19 protein-coding genes and 1 pseudogene are annotated in these 16,906 nt (G+C 66.2%); 11 read left to right on the top strand and 9 right to left on the bottom strand.

The window, feature by feature from the left end; translation table 11 throughout:
• Positions 1-119: 119 nt before the first annotated feature.
• The 6 genes from ABIC51_RS30680 to ABIC51_RS30655 all read right to left on the bottom strand — a co-directional run bounded on the left by ABIC51_RS30680 (position 120) and on the right by ABIC51_RS30655 (position 6,165).
• Positions 120-626, bottom strand: a complete 507-nt coding sequence (locus tag ABIC51_RS30680; protein WP_226128089.1) for a PraA/PraB family alkane oxidation protein activator — start codon at positions 624-626, stop codon at positions 120-122.
• A gap of 180 nt (positions 627-806) precedes the next feature.
• Positions 807-1,310: a PraA/PraB family alkane oxidation protein activator gene (locus ABIC51_RS30675; RefSeq protein WP_021160324.1), complete on the bottom strand. Its 504-nt coding sequence runs from the start codon at positions 1,308-1,310 to the stop codon at positions 807-809.
• A gap of 121 nt (positions 1,311-1,431) precedes the next feature.
• On the bottom strand, positions 1,432-2,256 hold the full coding sequence (locus tag ABIC51_RS30670) for an OmpW/AlkL family protein (protein WP_175897704.1): 825 nt from the start codon (positions 2,254-2,256) through the stop codon (positions 1,432-1,434).
• A gap of 74 nt (positions 2,257-2,330) precedes the next feature.
• Positions 2,331-3,584, bottom strand: a complete 1,254-nt coding sequence (locus ABIC51_RS30665) for a DUF2957 domain-containing protein (RefSeq protein ID WP_027789760.1) — start codon at positions 3,582-3,584, stop codon at positions 2,331-2,333.
• A gap of 71 nt (positions 3,585-3,655) precedes the next feature.
• Positions 3,656-5,251, bottom strand: coding sequence for a DUF2957 domain-containing protein (locus ABIC51_RS30660; protein WP_059589851.1), 1,596 nt, complete (start codon positions 5,249-5,251; stop codon positions 3,656-3,658).
• A gap of 617 nt (positions 5,252-5,868) precedes the next feature.
• On the bottom strand, positions 5,869-6,165 hold the full coding sequence (locus ABIC51_RS30655; protein WP_175854173.1) for a cupin domain-containing protein: 297 nt from the start codon (positions 6,163-6,165) through the stop codon (positions 5,869-5,871).
• Between the two features lie 442 nt (positions 6,166-6,607).
• Between ABIC51_RS30655 and ABIC51_RS30650 the strand changes: the two genes are divergently transcribed.
• From ABIC51_RS30650 to ABIC51_RS30635, 4 genes are all read left to right on the top strand, one after another.
• Entirely contained in the window at positions 6,608-7,555 is a 948-nt protein-coding gene (locus tag ABIC51_RS30650; protein WP_027789763.1) for an ABC transporter ATP-binding protein, read from the top strand.
• Between the two features lie 3 nt (positions 7,556-7,558).
• Positions 7,559-8,320, top strand: a complete 762-nt coding sequence (locus ABIC51_RS30645) for an ABC transporter permease (protein ID WP_021160316.1) — start codon at positions 7,559-7,561, stop codon at positions 8,318-8,320.
• Positions 8,321-8,480: 160 nt separating this feature from the next.
• On the top strand, positions 8,481-9,902 hold the full coding sequence (locus ABIC51_RS30640) for an MFS transporter (RefSeq protein WP_059698476.1): 1,422 nt from the start codon (positions 8,481-8,483) through the stop codon (positions 9,900-9,902).
• 203 nt (positions 9,903-10,105) lie between these two features.
• On the top strand, positions 10,106-10,807 hold the full coding sequence (locus tag ABIC51_RS30635) for an oxygen-binding di-iron domain-containing protein (RefSeq protein ID WP_175862650.1): 702 nt from the start codon (positions 10,106-10,108) through the stop codon (positions 10,805-10,807).
• A gap of 46 nt (positions 10,808-10,853) precedes the next feature.
• Here the strand turns inward: ABIC51_RS30635 and ABIC51_RS30630 are convergent, their stop codons facing one another.
• Positions 10,854-11,084: a hypothetical protein gene (locus ABIC51_RS30630; RefSeq protein WP_027790668.1), complete on the bottom strand. Its 231-nt coding sequence runs from the start codon at positions 11,082-11,084 to the stop codon at positions 10,854-10,856.
• Positions 11,085-11,293: 209 nt separating this feature from the next.
• On the opposite strand from ABIC51_RS30630, the gene ABIC51_RS30625 reads away from it, so the two are divergent.
• From ABIC51_RS30625 to ABIC51_RS30605, 5 genes and pseudogenes are all read left to right on the top strand, one after another.
• Entirely contained in the window at positions 11,294-11,725 is a 432-nt protein-coding gene (locus ABIC51_RS30625; RefSeq protein ID WP_060358273.1) for a YciI family protein, read from the top strand.
• 140 nt (positions 11,726-11,865) lie between these two features.
• A complete protein-coding gene (locus ABIC51_RS30620; protein ID WP_175862651.1) occupies positions 11,866-12,672 on the top strand; it encodes a DinB family protein in 807 nt (268 codons plus the stop codon).
• Positions 12,669-13,463 carry an alpha/beta fold hydrolase gene (locus ABIC51_RS30615; protein ID WP_175897706.1) on the top strand — a complete coding sequence of 265 codons (795 nt, stop codon included), beginning with the start codon at positions 12,669-12,671 and terminating at the stop codon, positions 13,461-13,463. The genes ABIC51_RS30620 and ABIC51_RS30615 overlap by 4 nt, the downstream gene beginning before the upstream one ends.
• 79 nt (positions 13,464-13,542) lie before the next feature.
• The gene (locus ABIC51_RS30610; protein ID WP_059552768.1) at positions 13,543-14,421 is read left to right on the top strand and encodes an alpha/beta hydrolase; all 879 of its coding nucleotides are present in this window, start codon (positions 13,543-13,545) and stop codon (positions 14,419-14,421) included.
• A gap of 10 nt (positions 14,422-14,431) precedes the next feature.
• Positions 14,432-14,674, top strand: a pseudogene (locus tag ABIC51_RS30605) (aldo/keto reductase); the annotation flags it as partial.
• A 93-nt stretch (positions 14,675-14,767) separates the two neighbouring features.
• Here ABIC51_RS30605 and ABIC51_RS30600 read toward each other — a convergent pair.
• Positions 14,768-15,001, bottom strand: coding sequence for a hypothetical protein (locus ABIC51_RS30600; RefSeq protein ID WP_021160304.1), 234 nt, complete (start codon positions 14,999-15,001; stop codon positions 14,768-14,770).
• A 207-nt stretch (positions 15,002-15,208) separates the two neighbouring features.
• A complete protein-coding gene (locus tag ABIC51_RS30595; RefSeq protein ID WP_059620307.1) occupies positions 15,209-16,108 on the bottom strand; it encodes a hypothetical protein in 900 nt (299 codons plus the stop codon).
• Positions 16,109-16,186: 78 nt separating this feature from the next.
• Between ABIC51_RS30595 and ABIC51_RS30590 the strand changes: the two genes are divergently transcribed.
• Both ABIC51_RS30590 and ABIC51_RS30585 read left to right on the top strand, forming a co-directional pair.
• Entirely contained in the window at positions 16,187-16,525 is a 339-nt protein-coding gene (locus tag ABIC51_RS30590) for a helix-turn-helix domain-containing protein (protein WP_175897707.1), read from the top strand.
• A gap of 24 nt (positions 16,526-16,549) precedes the next feature.
• Positions 16,550-16,750 (top strand): hypothetical protein, encoded by a 201-nt coding sequence (locus ABIC51_RS30585; RefSeq protein WP_175897708.1) that lies wholly within the window; start codon positions 16,550-16,552, stop codon positions 16,748-16,750.
• The last annotated feature ends 156 nt before the right edge of the window (positions 16,751-16,906 follow it).

Raw genomic sequence — 16,906 nt, 5'->3', positions numbered from 1 at the left:
GGCCAGCCTGTCGTCACGCTGATACGGAAGACGGCTCGAGCGCATCGACGAAGCGGCAACCCGCGCACATCCCGCACGGCCTTCGTGCAAGGCGAGTTCCCCGCATCGATGCCCGACGCTTACTGCACGTGGAACTTCGGCGACGTCATGATCCAGCCGTTCACCGTGCAATCCGGCGTCAGCACGGCGTTGTTGAGCGTCAGCCGCGAGTCCGGATCACTCCACGCCGTCGTGACCTTACTCGGTCCACAAGTACCGAGCACCCGCATGTCCAGCTTCACGTTGTCGATCGACACTTGCGTCGTGCTGCCCACGTTTCCCGTCCATGGCGCCGCACTGCTCGCGCTACCGGTGAACAACACGCACAATGTGCCGCCGGTGAACTGGGTCGACGTGATGTTGACGATGCCGGTCGGCGTGACGGTGCCGTTGACCGTCGTCGTACAGTTGATCGGACTGAACGCGCCCTTCTGGAGCGATGTGAGCCCCGACGCGGAAAACGGTTCGCCATTGGGATTCATCGGCAGGCCGTCCACGCGCGAAACGGTCACTGCAAAAGCAGGCGCGGCCGAACCCGCGGTGAATGCCACTGCAGCAACAAGCGATGCAATTTGACGAATGTTCATCTGTACGGCCTCTCTCTTAATATATGGCGGCCTTACACGAGAATCGCGACCGCTCTGTCGAATGAATCCGGCCGTCGCGCCGATGCACGCGACGGCACGAACCCTTCGAATCCGCAAATACCCGCCGCACCTGTCGCACGACCCTCGCGCGCGGCGGGTACCCGCTTCGATCCGCGACGCTTACTGCACGTGGAACTTCGGCGACGTCAGCACCGTGCCGCCCACCGTGCAATCCGGCGTCAGCGTGGCGTTATTGAACGTCAGCGAAGAGTTCGTATCGCTCCACGTCGTGACAACCTTGCTCGGCCCGCAGGTGCCGAGCAGCGTGACGTTCACCTTCACGTTGTTGATCGACAATTGCGTCGTGCTGTCGGCCTGCCCCGTCCACGGCGACGTGCTGCTCGCGCTGCCGTTGATCAGCGAGCATGTCGCGCCGCCCGAGAACGTCGTCGACGTGATGTTGACGATGCCGGTCGACGTGATCGTGCCGTTGAACGTCGCGGTACAGCCTGCGCTGATCGCGCCCTTGCTGAGGTTCGTGAGCCCGGTCGCCGAGAACGGCTCGCCATTCGGGTTCATCGGCTGACCATCAGCCCGCGAAACGGTGACTGCGAAAGCAGGCGCGGCGGAAACCGCGGTGAAAGCCACTGCAGCAACAAGCGATACGATTTTGCGAATGCTCATTTGAACTGCCCCCTCTCTTCACAAATGGCGGCACGCCGCCAGGAACGCGACCGCCCGGCCGGATCGTTCCGGCCCGACGGTCGCAGGAAGCCGCCGGTGCGCGTCATGCGCGCCGGACGGCTCAGAACTTGTAGGAAATCCCGACGAACGTGATCAGCGGATCCGCCTTCAACCGTGTGCGCGTGGTGGCGAGCGTCGAACCGTCGGCCGCCTTGATCACGAGCGACGAGTAGGTCTTCAGCGGCATGTACGTCAGCGTCGCCGTCAGCCCCCAGTGCTTGTCGATCGCGTAGCTCGCGCCCACGTTGTAGACCGGCGTGAGCGACGACGACGCCTTGCCCTCGACCGACGTCGGCCCCGGCTTGCCGGCGCCCGCCGCGAGCACGCTGCCGAGGTTTTCGTTGATGTCCTTCGCAAAGTTGCCGTTCAGTTCGATGTTGCTGAACCAGCTGTAGGCCACGCCGATCCCGACGAACGGGCGGAACTTCGCCGTCGGCGAATTGAAGTAGTACTGCAGAATGATCGTCGGGCTCCACTGCCTTGCGTTCTTCACGGCCGGCTGGTTGGCCGGGTTGTCCATGTTGACGCTGCCCAGCGCGCCGGACGGGCCCGGCGGCTTGATCGTGCCGTGCCCGGTCAGCGTGAACTCGGGCGGCACGCCGAGCACCGACGTCACGGCGATGTGGTCGGTGAAGAAGTGCGTGAGCGTCAGGCCGACCGTATCGGCGTTGTTGACGGTCAGGCTCGTGCCGGGCGACGTGAACGACCCGGGCAGGCGCAGCGGCCCGTTGATCGGCATGCCGGCGAGATTCGTCGTGAGCCCGTTGGTCGAATCCTGCGGCATGATGTGCAACCAGCCCAGCGTCGCGACGTTGTCGCCCGCCTGCTGGGCCGATGCGAGCGTCGATACGCCTGCGACGACACCCGCGACAATCAGCTTCTTCATGAAGTCTCCTTCTCGTTCTGTCCGGGCGCCGCGCCCCTTCGCGCGGCGCCGCCGTGTCTCCATCCGGGCTTGCGTCACTGCACGAAGGCGCCGACCGTGAAGTACGGATTGCTCGTATCGTTCATGTCGAGGAACCCGAACACGCCGCCGGTGAACACGAACTTGCCGGTCGCCGGCCCCGATGCCGCATCCGCATGCACGGTCGTGACGACACCCGGCACCTTCTGCGTGAAATCGAGGTTCAGTGCGCGCGTGAGCGCGGCCTGCGACGCGTTGAACGGATCGAGCAGCGTGGCCTGCGCGCCGACGAGCGCGGTCGCGCGGTAGTTGAACGCGCTGTCGACACCCGTGTACTCGCCGTTCTGCGAGCCTTGCGTGATCGCCGTCTGCGGGCTCAGGAACGAGATGCCCGATTCGTCGTCCGCGCTCGGCGAGCCCTGCGTCAGGTCCGCATTCGCCGCGCCGGTGCGGATGAAGATCGGCACGAGCTGGTTGCGCAGCTTGCCGACGATCAGGATTCCCTTGCCGGCCTTCGCGGGATCGACCGCCGCGAGCGTCGGCGGAATCTGCGGCAGGTAGTTGAGCGACTGGAACGCCGGCGCATCCGGACGCAGCGTGAACGGCTGGTTCACGGTCGCGCTCGACGCGAGCGGCTGCCCGCCGTTCTTCTTGCCGAAGTTGTCGGTCTCGACGTAGCTGCCGTCCGCGTTGATCGTCACCTGCTGGTCGAGCGCCACCGGCTGGAAGCTTTGCGACGGCACCTGGTGGTAGCCGAGCTGGTTGTACTTGCCGGCGATCTTCGTCAGGTCGGTTTCCAGCGACGAGAAGCTGATGAACGGGTAGTACGGGAACGTCGTCTTCGGGATCTTGCCGACGCCGATCACGCCGTCGAACTGGATCGTCGCGCCGGGGATCGCGCCGCCCAGCACGCCTTCGCCGAGGAACAGCCGCGCGGGGCGGCTCGGGTCGAGGCTCGCGTTCTGCATCCGGAACGTGCACTGGTTCAGCTTGACCGTCGGCAGGCCCGTCTCGTCGGCCAGCGTGCCGTCGACCACGTTCGCCGGTGCCGTGTCGCGCGTCGGCTGCACGGTGCCCGTGGTGGCCGGCACCGGCGACGCGAGATAGGTCATCCGGTACGTCATCTTCGTCGTGTCGAGCTGCACCTTCACGAGCTCGCCCGACCCCGACCCACCGATGAACACGGTGTTGTAGTCGATCGTCTGCGGGCACAGCCGGACCACCGGCGCGGGCGGCGGGTCGCCGTCTCCGCCGCACGCGGCCAGCACGGGCGCGAGCGACGCCGCGGCCATCCATTGCTTCAAGTTCATAGGAATCCTCTTGAAATTCGATTCGCCGGCGGCGACGCATGCGCCGCCGGTGTTACGTGTTCAATACAGGGTTACTGGACGAACGCGCCGACCGTGAAGAACGGGTTGACCTGGCTGTTGTTGACGACCATCGCGTAGACATTGCCGGCCGTCACGAGCCAGCCCGTGTCGCCCTTCTTGAAGATCGCCACGTTGCCGCTCGCGCCCTTCGCGTTGAAGTCCTGCGTGGCCGTGACCTTGATCTTGCCGGGCGTCGCCTGCGTGTAGTCGAGCCCGAACTGCGAGGTCACCCCCGACGTCTGCGGATCGATGAACGCCGCGGTACTGCCCTGGAACAGCGTGGACGTATAGTTCGCGGCCATCGTCGAGACGGCCGTGCCGTCATCGCAACTGCCTGCTACCGAATAGAAGGTGTTATTGGTGAAGACGCCGGGCAGGTCTGGGTGCGGCATGTTCGGGTTGAAGCTCGGCCCCGGCGACGTCACCTTGTTCGCCTGACCGCTGGATGTCACAACGCCGCATGCGGATGCGCTGGTCGCACCGATATATCCCCCCTTCAGGGAGTTCGCGGCAATCGCTTTCGTCGACGCCAGCATCGAGATGCCGACTTCGGCATCGGCGACCGATGCGAACAGATTGACCGTATCGACGTGCGTATAGCCGACACGAATCACGATCGGCACAAGTACGCCGTTCAGCCTGCCGACGATCATGATGCCTTTCGCCTGACTCGGTGCAATGATCAGCGTCGAGCCCTGCCCCGCGATCGGATACCCCTGCCCCACCGGATTGCTCACGAATACATTGTCTGCCGATCCGTCCGCGTTCTTGCGCTGCGCCCACGGCGTCCCGGTCGTCTGACACGAGTAGTCGCTGCCCTGCGTGATAGAACACGAACCGTCCGCATTGAACGTCTGATTCCAGTTGACGACGTCGGGCTCCCAGCCGACCGGCCCGGTCGGGCTCTGACCATCACCGCCGATCGGCGACAGATGGATGCCGACCTCGTTGTAGTTGCCCGCCACTTTCGTGAAGTCGGTTTCGGTGTCGGTGAAGCCGATGAACGGATAGAAATCGAAGGTGCGCGACGGTACGACGCCGAGCGTGATGCCCGGGAGCAGCGGGATACCGGCGAACGCAATCGTCGCCCCCGGAATCCCGCCGCCCACCACGCCATTGCCGACGAACAGCATCGGCGGATCAGCACGGTTGATCGTCACCGAATACGCGCCGTCGCTCGTCGCGCCGCTGTCGAGCACGAACGCACAGCGGTTCTGCTCGGCGGTCGGGAGCGTGGTCGGATGATGGAACGCGCCGCTGATCGTCAGGCCTGCGCGCGTATTGTTGACCTGCCCCGCCGACGTCGGCACCGACGATTCGATGAACTGCATCTGGTAGGTCATCTTCGTCGTGTCGAACTTCACCTTCACGTACTCGCCGCTGCCTGCGCCACCCGTGTACGTCGTCGTGTAGTCGAGCGCGTCCGGGCACAGCTTCGTGACGACGGGCGGCGTCGTGACGGAACCGCTCGGCCCGCACGCGCTCCCCGAGCACTGCGGCACGTTGATCGGCCCCGGATCGTCACCGCCGCCGCAACCGGCGACGAACGGCAAAGCGATGACCGCGCACGACAGGATCGCTTTCCGCCATTCAGGAATGCAAATCATCAACCCCTCCTTTTCAGGTACGACAAGTCTCGTCCGGACAAGCTGCATGGCCCGCCGGTTGGTATCGCGCCGCCGCACGAACGCGCGGCGCATGACGGTGTGCGCAAGGCTGCCGCGATGCCGGTCAGGCAAATGCGGCACGCGCCGCGGCGGCAGACAAGCGCTCTCCCGCGGCGCCGTCATGCGGCACGGCGCCGTGAGAACAATCGAAACGGGATGTGGTTCGCCGCTACACGGCGATATGACAACGCAGGTACGCGACCTGCATCGCGCCTGCGTTCAGCGAAAAAACGGGAAACGGCAGTCCGACTGGCCCCGCGGATAGGCGTCTCATCAATTGGTCTCCATCCGTACGCTTGATTCGTTATCATGATGCGTCGTTTGACGAGACTATGATCGGACGATTCCTACAAGTAAATGGATGCAGAGTTCCAAACGGCCGAAACCGCGCAATCGCAGTGCGTGCCGGGGATTTGACAGATTTTCAAACAGCCTTCAATTTATTTGCTCAGACAAATACATGACCCGTATAACACGCGTTTGAATAACCGCGGCCGATCCGCGCTCTGCCTTGCCTGCCGGCCCTCGACGATCCGCCTGCATGCTGCAGCGCAACCTCACACATCGACGATCGCGAGCGTGCCGTGGCTGCCCGGCAGCACCGCGTGAGACGTGCCGGCAAGCGCCAGGTACATTTGCCCGGCCTCGACGACGACCGTCTCGCCCCCGACCTCGAGCATCATCCGGCCGTCGAGCACCAGCAGCCCCTCGTTGTAGTCGTGCACTTCCGCTTCGTAAGCCTGCGCATCCATGCGCAGCACCTTGATCCTGGCCGGCCCGACCTCGCCGACGATCGTGGATTTCCACGCGACGGCCTGCGCGGCCGCCACGGATTTGAAATCGACCAAAGACATGCGCTCTGCTCCGTAAACGGTGAAAGGAACGCATTATCGCGAGCGCGGCGCACGCCGTCCCGGTACGGCGCGGCGGCCTTCGGGCGGCACAGTCGGCCGGCCGGCCGCGCCGCCGCCGGGCGGGCACGCGATCGCATCCCCGTTCGCATAAAACGGCACGCATTGTTCAACCGCCGCAAATAAAACACCACGTTATTGGGTAATGCGCCGTCAATTCACGCCAATCCAGCACCGGCAACGCTCGCCCTTTCCACGAGAATGCATTTCCATCTGTCGATTGCTAATATGGCGATCCCGCGATCCTGCGATCCCGCACCACAACGCCGTTCGACATGACGCCCGTTCGCCATGCCGTCCCCGGTCCCGGCCGCTTCGCAGCGGCGGCGGCACCGGGCACGCGCGGCGCACACCGTTGCGCCGGCCGGCCGTGCCATCCGTGAGCATGCAACCGATCCTTTCCGTCTCCGACCTCTCCAAGACTTACGCGTCCGGCTTCCAGGCGCTGAAGCACGTGACCCTCGACATCCGCCCCGGCGAGATCTTCGCGTTGCTCGGGCCGAACGGCGCCGGCAAGACGACGCTGATCGGCTCGATCTGCGGCATCGTCACGCCGACCTCAGGCCGCGTGACGGTCGGCGGCCACGACATCCGCGATCACTACCGCGCGGCCCGCGAAATGATCGGCCTCGTGCCGCAGGAGCTGACGACCGACGCGTTCGAAACCGTCTGGGCGACCGTGTCGTTCAGCCGCGGCCTGTTCGGCAAGGCGCCCGATCCCGCACATATCGAGAAGACGCTGAGGGCGCTGTCGCTGTGGGACAAGCGCGACAACAAGCTGATGACGCTGTCGGGCGGCATGAAGCGCCGCGTGATGATCGCGAAGGCGCTGTCGCACGAGCCGCGCATCCTGTTCCTCGACGAGCCGACGGCCGGCGTCGACGTCGAGCTGCGCCGCGACATGTGGAAGCTCGTCGATTCGCTGCGCGAAAGCGGCGTGACGATCCTGCTGACCACGCACTACATCGAGGAAGCCGAGGAAATGGCCGACCGGATCGGCATCATCCTGGGCGGCGAGCTCGTGCTCGTCGAGGAGAAGCGCGAGCTGATGCGCAAGCTCGGCAAGAAGCAGCTCACCGTGCAGCTCGAGCACCCGCTCGCGGACGTGCCGCCCGCGCTCGCGCCGTTCGGCCTCGAACGCGCGGACGACGGCGCAGCGCTCGTCTACACGTACGACTCGCAGCGCGACGATGCGAGCATCGCGACGCTGATCAACGCGCTCGGTTCGGCCGGCATCGGCTTTCGCGACCTGCATACGACGCAGAGCTCGCTCGAGGACATTTTCGTCAGCCTGATCGACAACCGCCGCAACGGCGTGCAGCAAGGAGCCTGACGCATGAACCTGCATGGAATCCGCGCGATCTACCGCGCCGAAATGGCCCGCACGCGCCGCACGCTGATGCAGAGCATCATCGCGCCGGTGATCTCGACGTCGCTGTATTTCGTCGTGTTCGGCTCCGCGATCGGCTCGCGCATCAGCGACGTGAACGGCATCGGCTACGGCTCGTTCATCGTGCCGGGGCTCGTGATGCTGTCGCTGCTGTCGCAGAGCATCTCGAACGCGTCGTTCGGCATCTACTTCCCGCGCTTCACGGGCACGATCTACGAGATCCTCTCCGCGCCCGTGTCGTACTGGGAGATCGTGATCGCGTATGTGGGCGCGGCCGCGTCGAAGTCGATCCTGCTCGGCGTGATCATCCTCGCCACGGCCGGCCTGTTCGTGCCGCTGCACATCCTGCATCCGTTCTGGATGGTGCTGTTCCTCGTGCTGACGGCGGTCACGTTCAGCCTGTTCGGCTTCGTGATCGGCATCTGGGCCGACAGCTTCGAGAAGCTGCAGCTCGTGCCGCTCCTGATCATCACGCCGCTCACGTTCCTCGGCGGCAGCTTCTACTCGGTCGACATGCTGCCGCCCGCGTGGCGCGTCATCACGCTGTTCAACCCGATCGTCTACCTGGTCAGCGGCTTCCGCTGGTCGTTCTACGGACTCGCCGACGTGCACGTGTGGATCAGCCTCGCCGCGACCGGGCTGTTCCTCGTGATCCTGCTGGCGATCGTCGCGTGGATGTTCCGCACCGGCTACAAGCTGAAGAACTGATACAAAGCGGCCGCACCCCGCGCCGCCGCCGATGACGCATTTGGGCAAGCAGGCGGCGTTTTTCCTCTGATGCGGCATTTTGTGGTCGCGTCTACTGAAGACGAAGCATCGGGGCCGCGAAGCACGCGCTTCGCGGCCCCTTTTCATTTCAGAGGACGCCATGCCCGCCGCCACCGCTCCCGCCTCCGCCGCCGCCCGGCTCGAACGCCTGCCGTTCTCCGGCTATCACAAGCGGATCTTCTTCATCATCGCGATCGCGTTCTTCTTCGACTCGGTCGACCTCGGCACGATGACGTTCGTGCTCGGCTCGATCCGCAAGGAGTTCGGCCTGTCGACCGCGGCCGCCGGCCTCGTCGCGAGCGCGAGCTTCTTCGGGATGGTGCTCGGCGCGGCCGTCGCCGGCCTGCTCGCCGACCGCTTCGGCCGCCGGCCGGTATTCCAGTGGAGCATGGTGCTGTGGGGCGCGGCCTCCTACCTGTGCTCGACCGCGCAGAGCGTCGACGCGCTGATCGTCTACCGCGTGCTGCTCGGGATCGGGATGGGAATGGAATTCCCGGTCGCGCAAACATTGCTGTCCGAATTCGTGCCGACCGAGAAGCGCGGCCGCCTGATCGCGCTGATGGACGGCTTCTGGCCGCTCGGCTTCATCACGGCCGGCATCGTCGCGTATTTCGTGCTGCCGCAGTTCGGCTGGCGCACGGTGTTCGCGCTGCTCGCGATTCCCGCCGTGTTCGTGCTCGTCGTGCGCCGGATCGTGCCCGAATCGCCGCGCTGGCTCGAGCATGCGGGCCGGCACGCGGAAGCCGACACGGTGATGCACACGATCGAGGCGAAGGTGATGCGCTCGGCCGGCGTCACGACGCTGCCGCCGCCGTCGCGGCTTGCGGAACCGGTCGTGGCACGCGGCCACGGCGCGCTGCGCGAGATCTGGAGCGGCGTGTATCGTCGCCGCACGGTGATGGTGTGGCTGCTGTGGTTCTTCGCGCTGCTCGGCTTCTACGGCCTCACGTCGTGGCTCGGCGCGCTGCTGCAGCAGGCCGGCTTCGAGGTCACGAAATCGGTGTTCTACACGGTGCTGATCTCGCTCGGCGGCGTGCCGGGCTTCCTGTGCGCCGCGTGGCTCGTCGAACGCTGGGGGCGCAAGCCGACCTGCATCGCGTCGCTGATCGGCGGCGGTGCGATGGCATACGCATACGGCCAGAGCGCGCTCTACGGCGGCAGCACGACGCTGCTGATCGTCACCGGCCTCGCAATGCAGTTCTTCCTGTTCGGGATGTGGGCCGCGCTGTACACGTACACGCCCGAACTGTACGGCACCGGTGCGCGCGCCACGGGGTCGGGCTTCGCATCGGCGATCGGGCGCGTCGGCTCGCTGATCGGGCCTTACGTGGTCGGCGTCGTACTGCCGGTGTTCGGCCAGGGCGGCGTGTTCACGCTCGGCGCGCTGTCGTTCGTCGCGGCGGCCATTGCAGTGTGGACGCTCGGCATCGAGACGAAGGGGCTCGCGCTGGAACAGCTCGCGGCAGGCGACGAAGCGGGCGGCGGCGGCCGGTATGCGGCAGCGGCCGACAAGATGTCCTGAGCGCCGCATCGACGGCCCGGGCATGCTTTCCGGCCGGCATGGCGTTCAGCGCCGTGCCGGCTGCTGCGTGAACTGACAGGATTCGCGCCTGGAGCGGCGCTGCTAGACTGCGTCGAGGCACCGTGTCGCGCGCCCCTGGTGCATCGCGGCGCGCGCGATCGGGGTGCCCCGCCCCCCCCACTGCCCGCGCAAGGACCGCCTCGATGGACACCGCCCGTATCGAAGAAATCCGCAGCGGCCTGTTTCGCGCGACGACCTACATCGACAAGCTGAAGCTCGGCTTCAGCCAGTTCTTCGTCCGGTCGCCCGACGGCGACGTCGTCTGCATCGAAACGGGCACGCGTTCCAACTTTCCGCAACTGAGCGCGAGCCTCGCGACCGTCGGCATCGCGCCGTCGATGGTGAACAGCGTGGTCGTCCCGCATTTCGAAGTCGACGAGATGGGCGCACTGCCCGACTTCCTCGCGGCCAATCCGGCGCTCGTCGCGTATGCGCATCCGATCTGCGCACACGGGCTGGCCGATATCTTCGGCGTGCGCGCGAAGCCGCTGAAGGACGGCGAGCCGACGACGATCTCCGGCGTCGACGTCGTGCCGATCTTCACGAAGCATGTCCATCAATGGGATGCGCTCGTCGTGTATCTGCCGGCGTACAAGGCGCTGCTGTCGTCGGACATCCTGATGCGCTTCGGCGACGAAGCCGCCGACGACCCGCTGCCGGCCATCCTCGATTCGATCCGGCGCTCGGACTACCTGCCGTCGCTCGCACACTTGGCGAGCGCGCTGCGCCGGATCCAGGCGCTCGATCTCGACGTCATCCTGCCGATGCACGGCCCGGCCATCACACACGACATCCCGCGCGTGCTCGCCGGCGCAATCGCGCATTGCGAGGCCGCCGCCGCGTAAGCCGCGGTGGCGGCAACCCGGACGACGGTCCGGCAGGTTGTTCCGGTCAGGCGCCGGCGACGACGAACTCTTCGGCCGCCTTGCGCTGAACCGCGGCCATCACCGCCAGTTCGCGCTTGCTGCGCGCATCGCCGGACACGACACCCGTCGCGTTCTTCGCCTTCGCGCCCAGCGGGAAAAAGACAAACGACGCGCCGGCCGGGGCCGCCGGTTCCGCGCGCAGGCGTTTGTTCAGGATTTTCAGGTACTTCTTCTTCGACACTTCCTTAGCAGCCATGGCACCCTCCGCGTGAACGTGGTGAGGATCAGCATAACAGTTTTGGCAAAGGGCTCCGCCGCATCGCCCGCCGGTGCGTGCGTCCCCGAATATTCGTCGGGCCAGATGTCGATTCGCGTCGCCGCCGCGCGTCGTGTTGTCGTAACCGATCGTTTTTGCCGTCGGCGCGGCCGTCGGCGCCCCCTGATTCCTTTCAAGGAGATACGACCATGCGCGTCCTGGTAATCGTCAAGGCCACCGCCGATTCCGAATCCGGCCGAATGCCCGACCCCGAAATGATCGCCGCGATGGGCCGGTTCAACGAAGAACTGGCGCAAGCCGGCATCCTGCTCGCCGCCGACGGGCTGCACCCGAGCATGCGCGGCAAGCGCGTGCACTTTGCCGGCAGGAACCGCACCGTCATCGACGGCCCGTTCGCGGAAACGAAGGAACTCGTCGCCGGCTTCTGGCTGTGGCAGGTGAAATCGATCGAAGAAGCGGTCGAATGGGTGAAGCGCTGCCCGAACCCGATGCCCGGCGACTCCGACATCGAGATCCGCCCGCTGTTCGAGGCCGAGGATTTCAGCCCGGCATTCACGGCCGAGTTGCAGGAACTGAAAGCGCAGCAGAGTGCGCAAGCCGAGGCGGGGAAACACGCGTAAGACTGGCGGCGTCAGGCGGTCTTGCGTGACCGCCGGGCGCCGGCAACGCTTGATGCAGCGCATCGCGCACATCCCGCCGTTGACGCTACCGGCCGAGTAACGTATCGTTTTGAGACGTTACTCGGCCGATTCTTTCCATCATGCATTCCCGTTTCGACCGCTTCCGCACCACCGCGCTCGGCGCCCAGCTCGAAGCACTGATCGCTCAACCCGAGCGCTACGTCGAATTCGCGGCGCTGTCGCGCGTGGGCGTCGCCGCGATCGGCGCGATCCAGCACGAGATCGCGCTGAAATTCCCCGAAATCGAAACCGACACGACGGCCCGCCAGTTTTGCGGCGCGATGGTCGCGGACGTCATGCGCCGCCACGGCCACGACGTCGTGCAGGCGCGCGGGCGGCTCGGCGGCACGCTGTTCAGTTACGGCGCGGTGTTCAGCGCGCATCCGCAGTTGTTGCCGTTCGCCGGTGTCGTCGCCGCGCTGGCGCAACTGCCCGATCGGCTCGCCGCGTATGCGGCGCACGTGCCGGCCGCACTGCGGACGCGCCGCCCCGGCGGCACGGGCTTCTCACTCGTCGAGCATGCGTGCCACCTGCGGGATCTCGACGCAGTGTTCGCCGAACGCATCGACACCGTACGCACCCTCGACCTGCCGGTGATCGCCTCCGTCGACGGCACCGCACTCGCCGCGCAACGCGACTATCTCGCGCAGCCGCTCGACGCGGCGGTCGCGGCATTCCGCACGGGTCGCGCGGCGCTGTGCGCCGTCGCCGCCGCGCTCGATCCCGCGCAGCTTGCACGCTGCGGGCTGCGCGACGGCATCCGCCGCATGTCGCTCGACGAGCTCGTGCGCGAACTGCTCGACCACGACCGCACGCACGTGCTCGAACTCGACGAACTGCTCGCCGAACTCGCATTGCCGCCCCTTCCTTGCCCGCCCGCCCCATGACCCAGCCCACGCCCGTCGTCTTCATTCACGGTTTCATCGGCACGCTCGACGTGCGCGGATGGAACGGCCCGCATCTCGCGCCCGACCTGCTGGGTTACGGCGCATATCGCGCGGTGCCGTTCGACGCGATCTCGCTCGCCGCTCAGGTCGAGCATGTGCGCCAAACCGTCGATGCTCACTTCGGCGCGCAGCCGGTCGATGTCGTCGGCCACTCGGTCGGTGGCGCGATCGCGATGCTGTTCGCGCATGCGCACCCGGAACGCGTACGGCGGATCGTCAACGTCGAAGGCAACTTCACGCTCGACGATGCGTTCTGGTCGGCGTCGGTCGGCCGCATGACGCCCGGCGAGGCCGACGCGATGCTCGACGGGCTGCGCGCCGATCCGCTCGGCTGGCTGCGCGGCGCGATCGACGCGCCGTCGCCGGGCCAGCTCGACGACGCCTGCCGCTGGCTCGCGCATCAACCTGCATCGACGCTGCGCGCGATGGGCCGCTCCGTCGTCGCGACGACGGGCGAACCCGGCTACCTGCAGGCGCTCGCGCAAGTGTTCGAGCGTCATCCCGTCCGGCTCGTCGCCGGCGAACGCTCGCGCGCGGGCTGGCACGTGCCCGACTGGGCGCTCGCGCGCTGCGCCGGCTTCGACACGATCGCAGGCTGCGGGCACTTGATTCCGGCCGAGCGGCCGGATGCGTTTCGCGATGCAATCGGGCGCATCCTGGGCGCAGCAGGCATCTCCGGTCGTCAGGCGGGGAAAATGTCGAAACCGTATGATTCGCCGAAATTTGGTTGAAAGGCGCGGTTGCTAGAGTCACCGGAACAGGGTTTTCCCGGCGTCCGGCGCCGGACTGGGTCGACACATGCAACGATCGATGCACCTGGCACGTACCTTCTGGCTGCTTCTGCTGCTGGCCGTCACGAGCCCTGCCTTCGCGTTTCATGCGCGGGTCGTCGCGATCCCGAGCGCCGCGATGAGCGAGACGCTGAAGGCGACGATCGTGCTGCCCGACGATTACGCGCGCGACAACCGCGGCAACGAACGCTATCCGGTCGTCTATCTGCTGCACGGCTCGGGCGGCGACCATACCGACTGGACGTCGAACACGCACATCGCCGCGCTCGCCGACCGCTATCACGTGATCCTCGTGATGCCCGACGGCGGGCACGAAAGCTGGTACATCGACAGCCCGTTCGATTCGGGCAGCCGCTACGAAACCTTCATCGGCGATGAAGTCGTGTCCTACGTCGACCTGCATTTCCGCACCATCGCGACGCAGCACGCGCGCGCGATCACCGGGCTCAGCATGGGCGGCTTCGGCGCACTGCGCATCGCACTCGACCGGCCCGACACGTTCGGCGCGGTCGGCAGCATCAGCGGCGCGGTCGATCCGCGCTGCTGCGCGGACGAGCCGGGCATCGACCACGTGTTCGGCGATCCCGAACGCCATTCGTCATTCTGGAACCGCAACGTGATCGTCGAAAGCGCGCGCGCGTTCGTGCGCGCCCATCTCGACCTGGCGATCGATTGCGGCCGCGACGATTCCTTCGTCGGCTCGAACCGCACGCTGCATGAGCGCCTTCTCGCGCTCGGCGTGCCGCACGACTACACGGAGCGGCCCGGCGGTCATACGTGGGATTACTGGGCGAATGCGATCCGCTACCAGATGCGGTTCTTCGCGACCTCGTTCCAGCATCGCGGCTACGCGTACCATCCCGCACCGGCTGTGCCGGAGATGACACGCGCGGGCTGACGCGTATGCCGCGCCGCCGCGCGGTACGACATCGGTGGCATTCGCGCTCGCGTGGGTCATGAAGAACCGCATCGTCGGCTCGACGATAGCGGGGCCGCGCACCGAAGCGCATCGGGACAGTGACATCGATGCGCTGACGCTCGGACTCGGCCCGGACGACGAACGGTTCGTCGGTTCGCTCGTGCCGCCCGGGCACGCATCGACGCACGGGTATACCGAGCCCAGCTATCCGGTCGAGGGCCGCAAGGTCTGAAATCTGAACGGGACGAATGAGATGCCGGGCTGCCCTGCCCGGCATGAAGAGGCATGCGCGCACTCGACGCGCGGACACATGGAAGCGGCGGAATCAGCTGTCGTGCGCAGTGGTATCGGCGCCGACCACGCGATCGAAGAACTCCTGCGCACGCGCCAGCTCGGCGAGCGCGCGATCGAGGCGCGACATCGCGCGCGCGTATTCGGCCGACGAACCGTCGTCGTCGCTTTCGCCGCGCACGGCGCGAAAGGCCTGATCGACGTTGCGCGTTGCTTCGACGAAGCGTTGCGCGGCCCGGGCTTCCCGCGAACAGATGTGGGTCGACATCGACACTTCTCCCTCAGGGTTGCAGTGTGAAGCACGCCGACGCCCCGTGTGCGTGGTGCGCATGTCGGCAGCGTGAACCACGAACCGTCGATCGTCGACGCATCGGCCGCCGCGCAGCGCGCTTCGAGCCGATTGTCCCTCTGCACTCGCCGCTCCGCTATGGCGAGATTGCAACAAATTCTTGCGCGACGTGCCGCGCGCGATTCGTCACGCGCGCCCGATGCGCGGATGTGCCAGGCCCGCGAACGCGGCCGCTTCACCCGGCGACAGGTCGAACAGGTCGCCCGTGAGATCGCGCGGATGCTCGGCCGCCGGCCGGTTGCGCAAGCGCGCCACGTGCGTGGGCGCCACATACGCGGCCGCCGTTTCGATCGGCGGCACGTCGAACAGATCGCGCGTGACGCCGCGCACGGCGTCCGTCGGCGAACGGCCGCGCAAGCGCGCGACGAGTTCGACGAAACGATCGAAATCACCGGCGCGCGTCGCCTTGTTCACTTCCGCGAGATCGCGCGCCTTCAGCACGCACGGCTGGGCGAGCCGCACGAAATACGGTGCCTCGAGCTCGACCGACAGCGCGAGCGGATAGCTCTTGCCCGTCTGCTCCTTCGCTCGCCCGACGCAATCGACCACGGCCGCGCCCTGTGCGGCGCCGAGCGCCTTGCCGGTGCTCACGCTGCGCAGATGATCGGGAAACACGCGCAATTGCGTGCCGACCGTCAGCGCGGTGGAGGACGCGCAGACGAGCGCGTAATGCTGTTCGCGGCGCCGGCCCGACGGCAAGGTCGAGCGGCTCGCGATGAAGGTATGCGGCGGCAACGGCCGCACCTGCCCGCTCGCGTCGATCCATGCATTCCACAACAGCGCGTCCTTGCGTTCGCCCGCGCGCGGGCGCGACGCGACCGGCGAGAACAGCGCGAGCAGCGAGCCCGTGCGATGCGCGGCGATCTGCGCGCTGTTGCCGAGCGGCTGGTTGATGCCCCACAGAAAACGCCCGCCCCCGAGCCGGCGCTCCCATTCCTTGCGGAGCACGACGGTCGGCAGTTCCTCGCCGGACTCGGTACCGATCTTGGTCCAGCAGAACGTGGGTGGGAGGTGTTTCAGTGTCATCAACTTTCTCGGGATACAGCCTCGCTGGTGACAGCAAGCCCATTCAACAGCCGTAACTGTATAGGTATAATGCATCGCATGGAAGCCCCGGACCAAGATTTTCCCGTACAAGACCTGTTGCGCCGCCTGCTGGCAGATACACGCTCGTCCAGCGAAATAGCGCGACTCTCCGGGGTCAGCCAGCCGACCGTATCGCGCCTGAGGCTGTCGAACGGGCATCGGCTGCGCCGCAGCGCGCCATTCAATAAGCTATGCAATTTCTACGGCGTCGATACCGAGCCATCGCGCCGCCAATACAACGACCTGTTGCGCGACGCGATCGTCGACGCGTGGGACGGATCGGACGAGCACGGCCGCGCGCTGCTGGTCGTGATCCAGGGGTTGAAGGGATTGCAGGTCAAGGCGGACGACGGATGATCGCCGGGCCGTGATGCACGGCATATGACGCGCGACCTGCGCGCCGCCGCTGCGGGAATCGGGAAAGCCGGCAAGAAGGAAAAAGAAGATGCCGTGCAACACCGGGCGTGCGATCCGCCCGGCTTCAATCGAAGGGAATCGAGCGCTGCGCCGCACGCGTGCTCTCCCGCCACACACCGACAAGGAAACCTCGAGAGCCGGTTTCAGAACGCCGCCGCGAAATGACAGCGGCCGCGCCGGTTCTCGGCAACGCCTGCGCTGCGCCTGCATTGCGTCAATGCCTCATTCGTCAACGATGACGAATGACTTACATAATCGTTTTCCGTTTATAAAAAACACCCTGAGAAGCGATTATCTAAACTTTTTAAACCTAATCAAAAA

Origin of the sequence: Burkholderia sp. 572 (assembly GCF_040545135.1) — a bacterium.
Lineage (GTDB): Bacteria > Pseudomonadota > Gammaproteobacteria > Burkholderiales > Burkholderiaceae > Burkholderia > Burkholderia cepacia.
This window is presented reverse-complemented; position numbering and strand designations above follow the sequence as displayed.

What these genes read in the sequence shown, in the direction of transcription:
- ABIC51_RS30680 (WP_226128089.1), bottom strand. Translation starts at nt 626, where the DNA reads ATGAACATTCGTCAAATTGCATCGCTTGTTGCTGCAGTGGCATTCACC.
- ABIC51_RS30675 (WP_021160324.1), bottom strand. Translation starts at nt 1,310, where the DNA reads ATGAGCATTCGCAAAATCGTATCGCTTGTTGCTGCAGTGGCTTTCACC.
- ABIC51_RS30670 (WP_175897704.1), bottom strand. Translation starts at nt 2,256, where the DNA reads ATGAAGAAGCTGATTGTCGCGGGTGTCGTCGCAGGCGTATCGACGCTC.
- ABIC51_RS30665 (WP_027789760.1), bottom strand. Translation starts at nt 3,584, where the DNA reads ATGAACTTGAAGCAATGGATGGCCGCGGCGTCGCTCGCGCCCGTGCTG.
- ABIC51_RS30660 (WP_059589851.1), bottom strand. Translation starts at nt 5,251, where the DNA reads ATGATTTGCATTCCTGAATGGCGGAAAGCGATCCTGTCGTGCGCGGTC.
- ABIC51_RS30655 (WP_175854173.1), bottom strand. Translation starts at nt 6,165, where the DNA reads ATGTCTTTGGTCGATTTCAAATCCGTGGCGGCCGCGCAGGCCGTCGCG.
- ABIC51_RS30650 (WP_027789763.1), top strand. Translation starts at nt 6,608, where the DNA reads ATGCAACCGATCCTTTCCGTCTCCGACCTCTCCAAGACTTACGCGTCC.
- ABIC51_RS30645 (WP_021160316.1), top strand. Translation starts at nt 7,559, where the DNA reads ATGAACCTGCATGGAATCCGCGCGATCTACCGCGCCGAAATGGCCCGC.
- ABIC51_RS30640 (WP_059698476.1), top strand. Translation starts at nt 8,481, where the DNA reads ATGCCCGCCGCCACCGCTCCCGCCTCCGCCGCCGCCCGGCTCGAACGC.
- ABIC51_RS30635 (WP_175862650.1), top strand. Translation starts at nt 10,106, where the DNA reads ATGGACACCGCCCGTATCGAAGAAATCCGCAGCGGCCTGTTTCGCGCG.
- ABIC51_RS30630 (WP_027790668.1), bottom strand. Translation starts at nt 11,084, where the DNA reads ATGGCTGCTAAGGAAGTGTCGAAGAAGAAGTACCTGAAAATCCTGAAC.
- ABIC51_RS30625 (WP_060358273.1), top strand. Translation starts at nt 11,294, where the DNA reads ATGCGCGTCCTGGTAATCGTCAAGGCCACCGCCGATTCCGAATCCGGC.
- ABIC51_RS30620 (WP_175862651.1), top strand. Translation starts at nt 11,866, where the DNA reads ATGCATTCCCGTTTCGACCGCTTCCGCACCACCGCGCTCGGCGCCCAG.
- ABIC51_RS30615 (WP_175897706.1), top strand. Translation starts at nt 12,669, where the DNA reads ATGACCCAGCCCACGCCCGTCGTCTTCATTCACGGTTTCATCGGCACG.
- ABIC51_RS30610 (WP_059552768.1), top strand. Translation starts at nt 13,543, where the DNA reads ATGCACCTGGCACGTACCTTCTGGCTGCTTCTGCTGCTGGCCGTCACG.
- ABIC51_RS30600 (WP_021160304.1), bottom strand. Translation starts at nt 15,001, where the DNA reads ATGTCGACCCACATCTGTTCGCGGGAAGCCCGGGCCGCGCAACGCTTC.
- ABIC51_RS30595 (WP_059620307.1), bottom strand. Translation starts at nt 16,108, where the DNA reads ATGACACTGAAACACCTCCCACCCACGTTCTGCTGGACCAAGATCGGT.
- ABIC51_RS30590 (WP_175897707.1), top strand. Translation starts at nt 16,187, where the DNA reads ATGGAAGCCCCGGACCAAGATTTTCCCGTACAAGACCTGTTGCGCCGC.
- ABIC51_RS30585 (WP_175897708.1), top strand. Translation starts at nt 16,550, where the DNA reads ATGACGCGCGACCTGCGCGCCGCCGCTGCGGGAATCGGGAAAGCCGGC.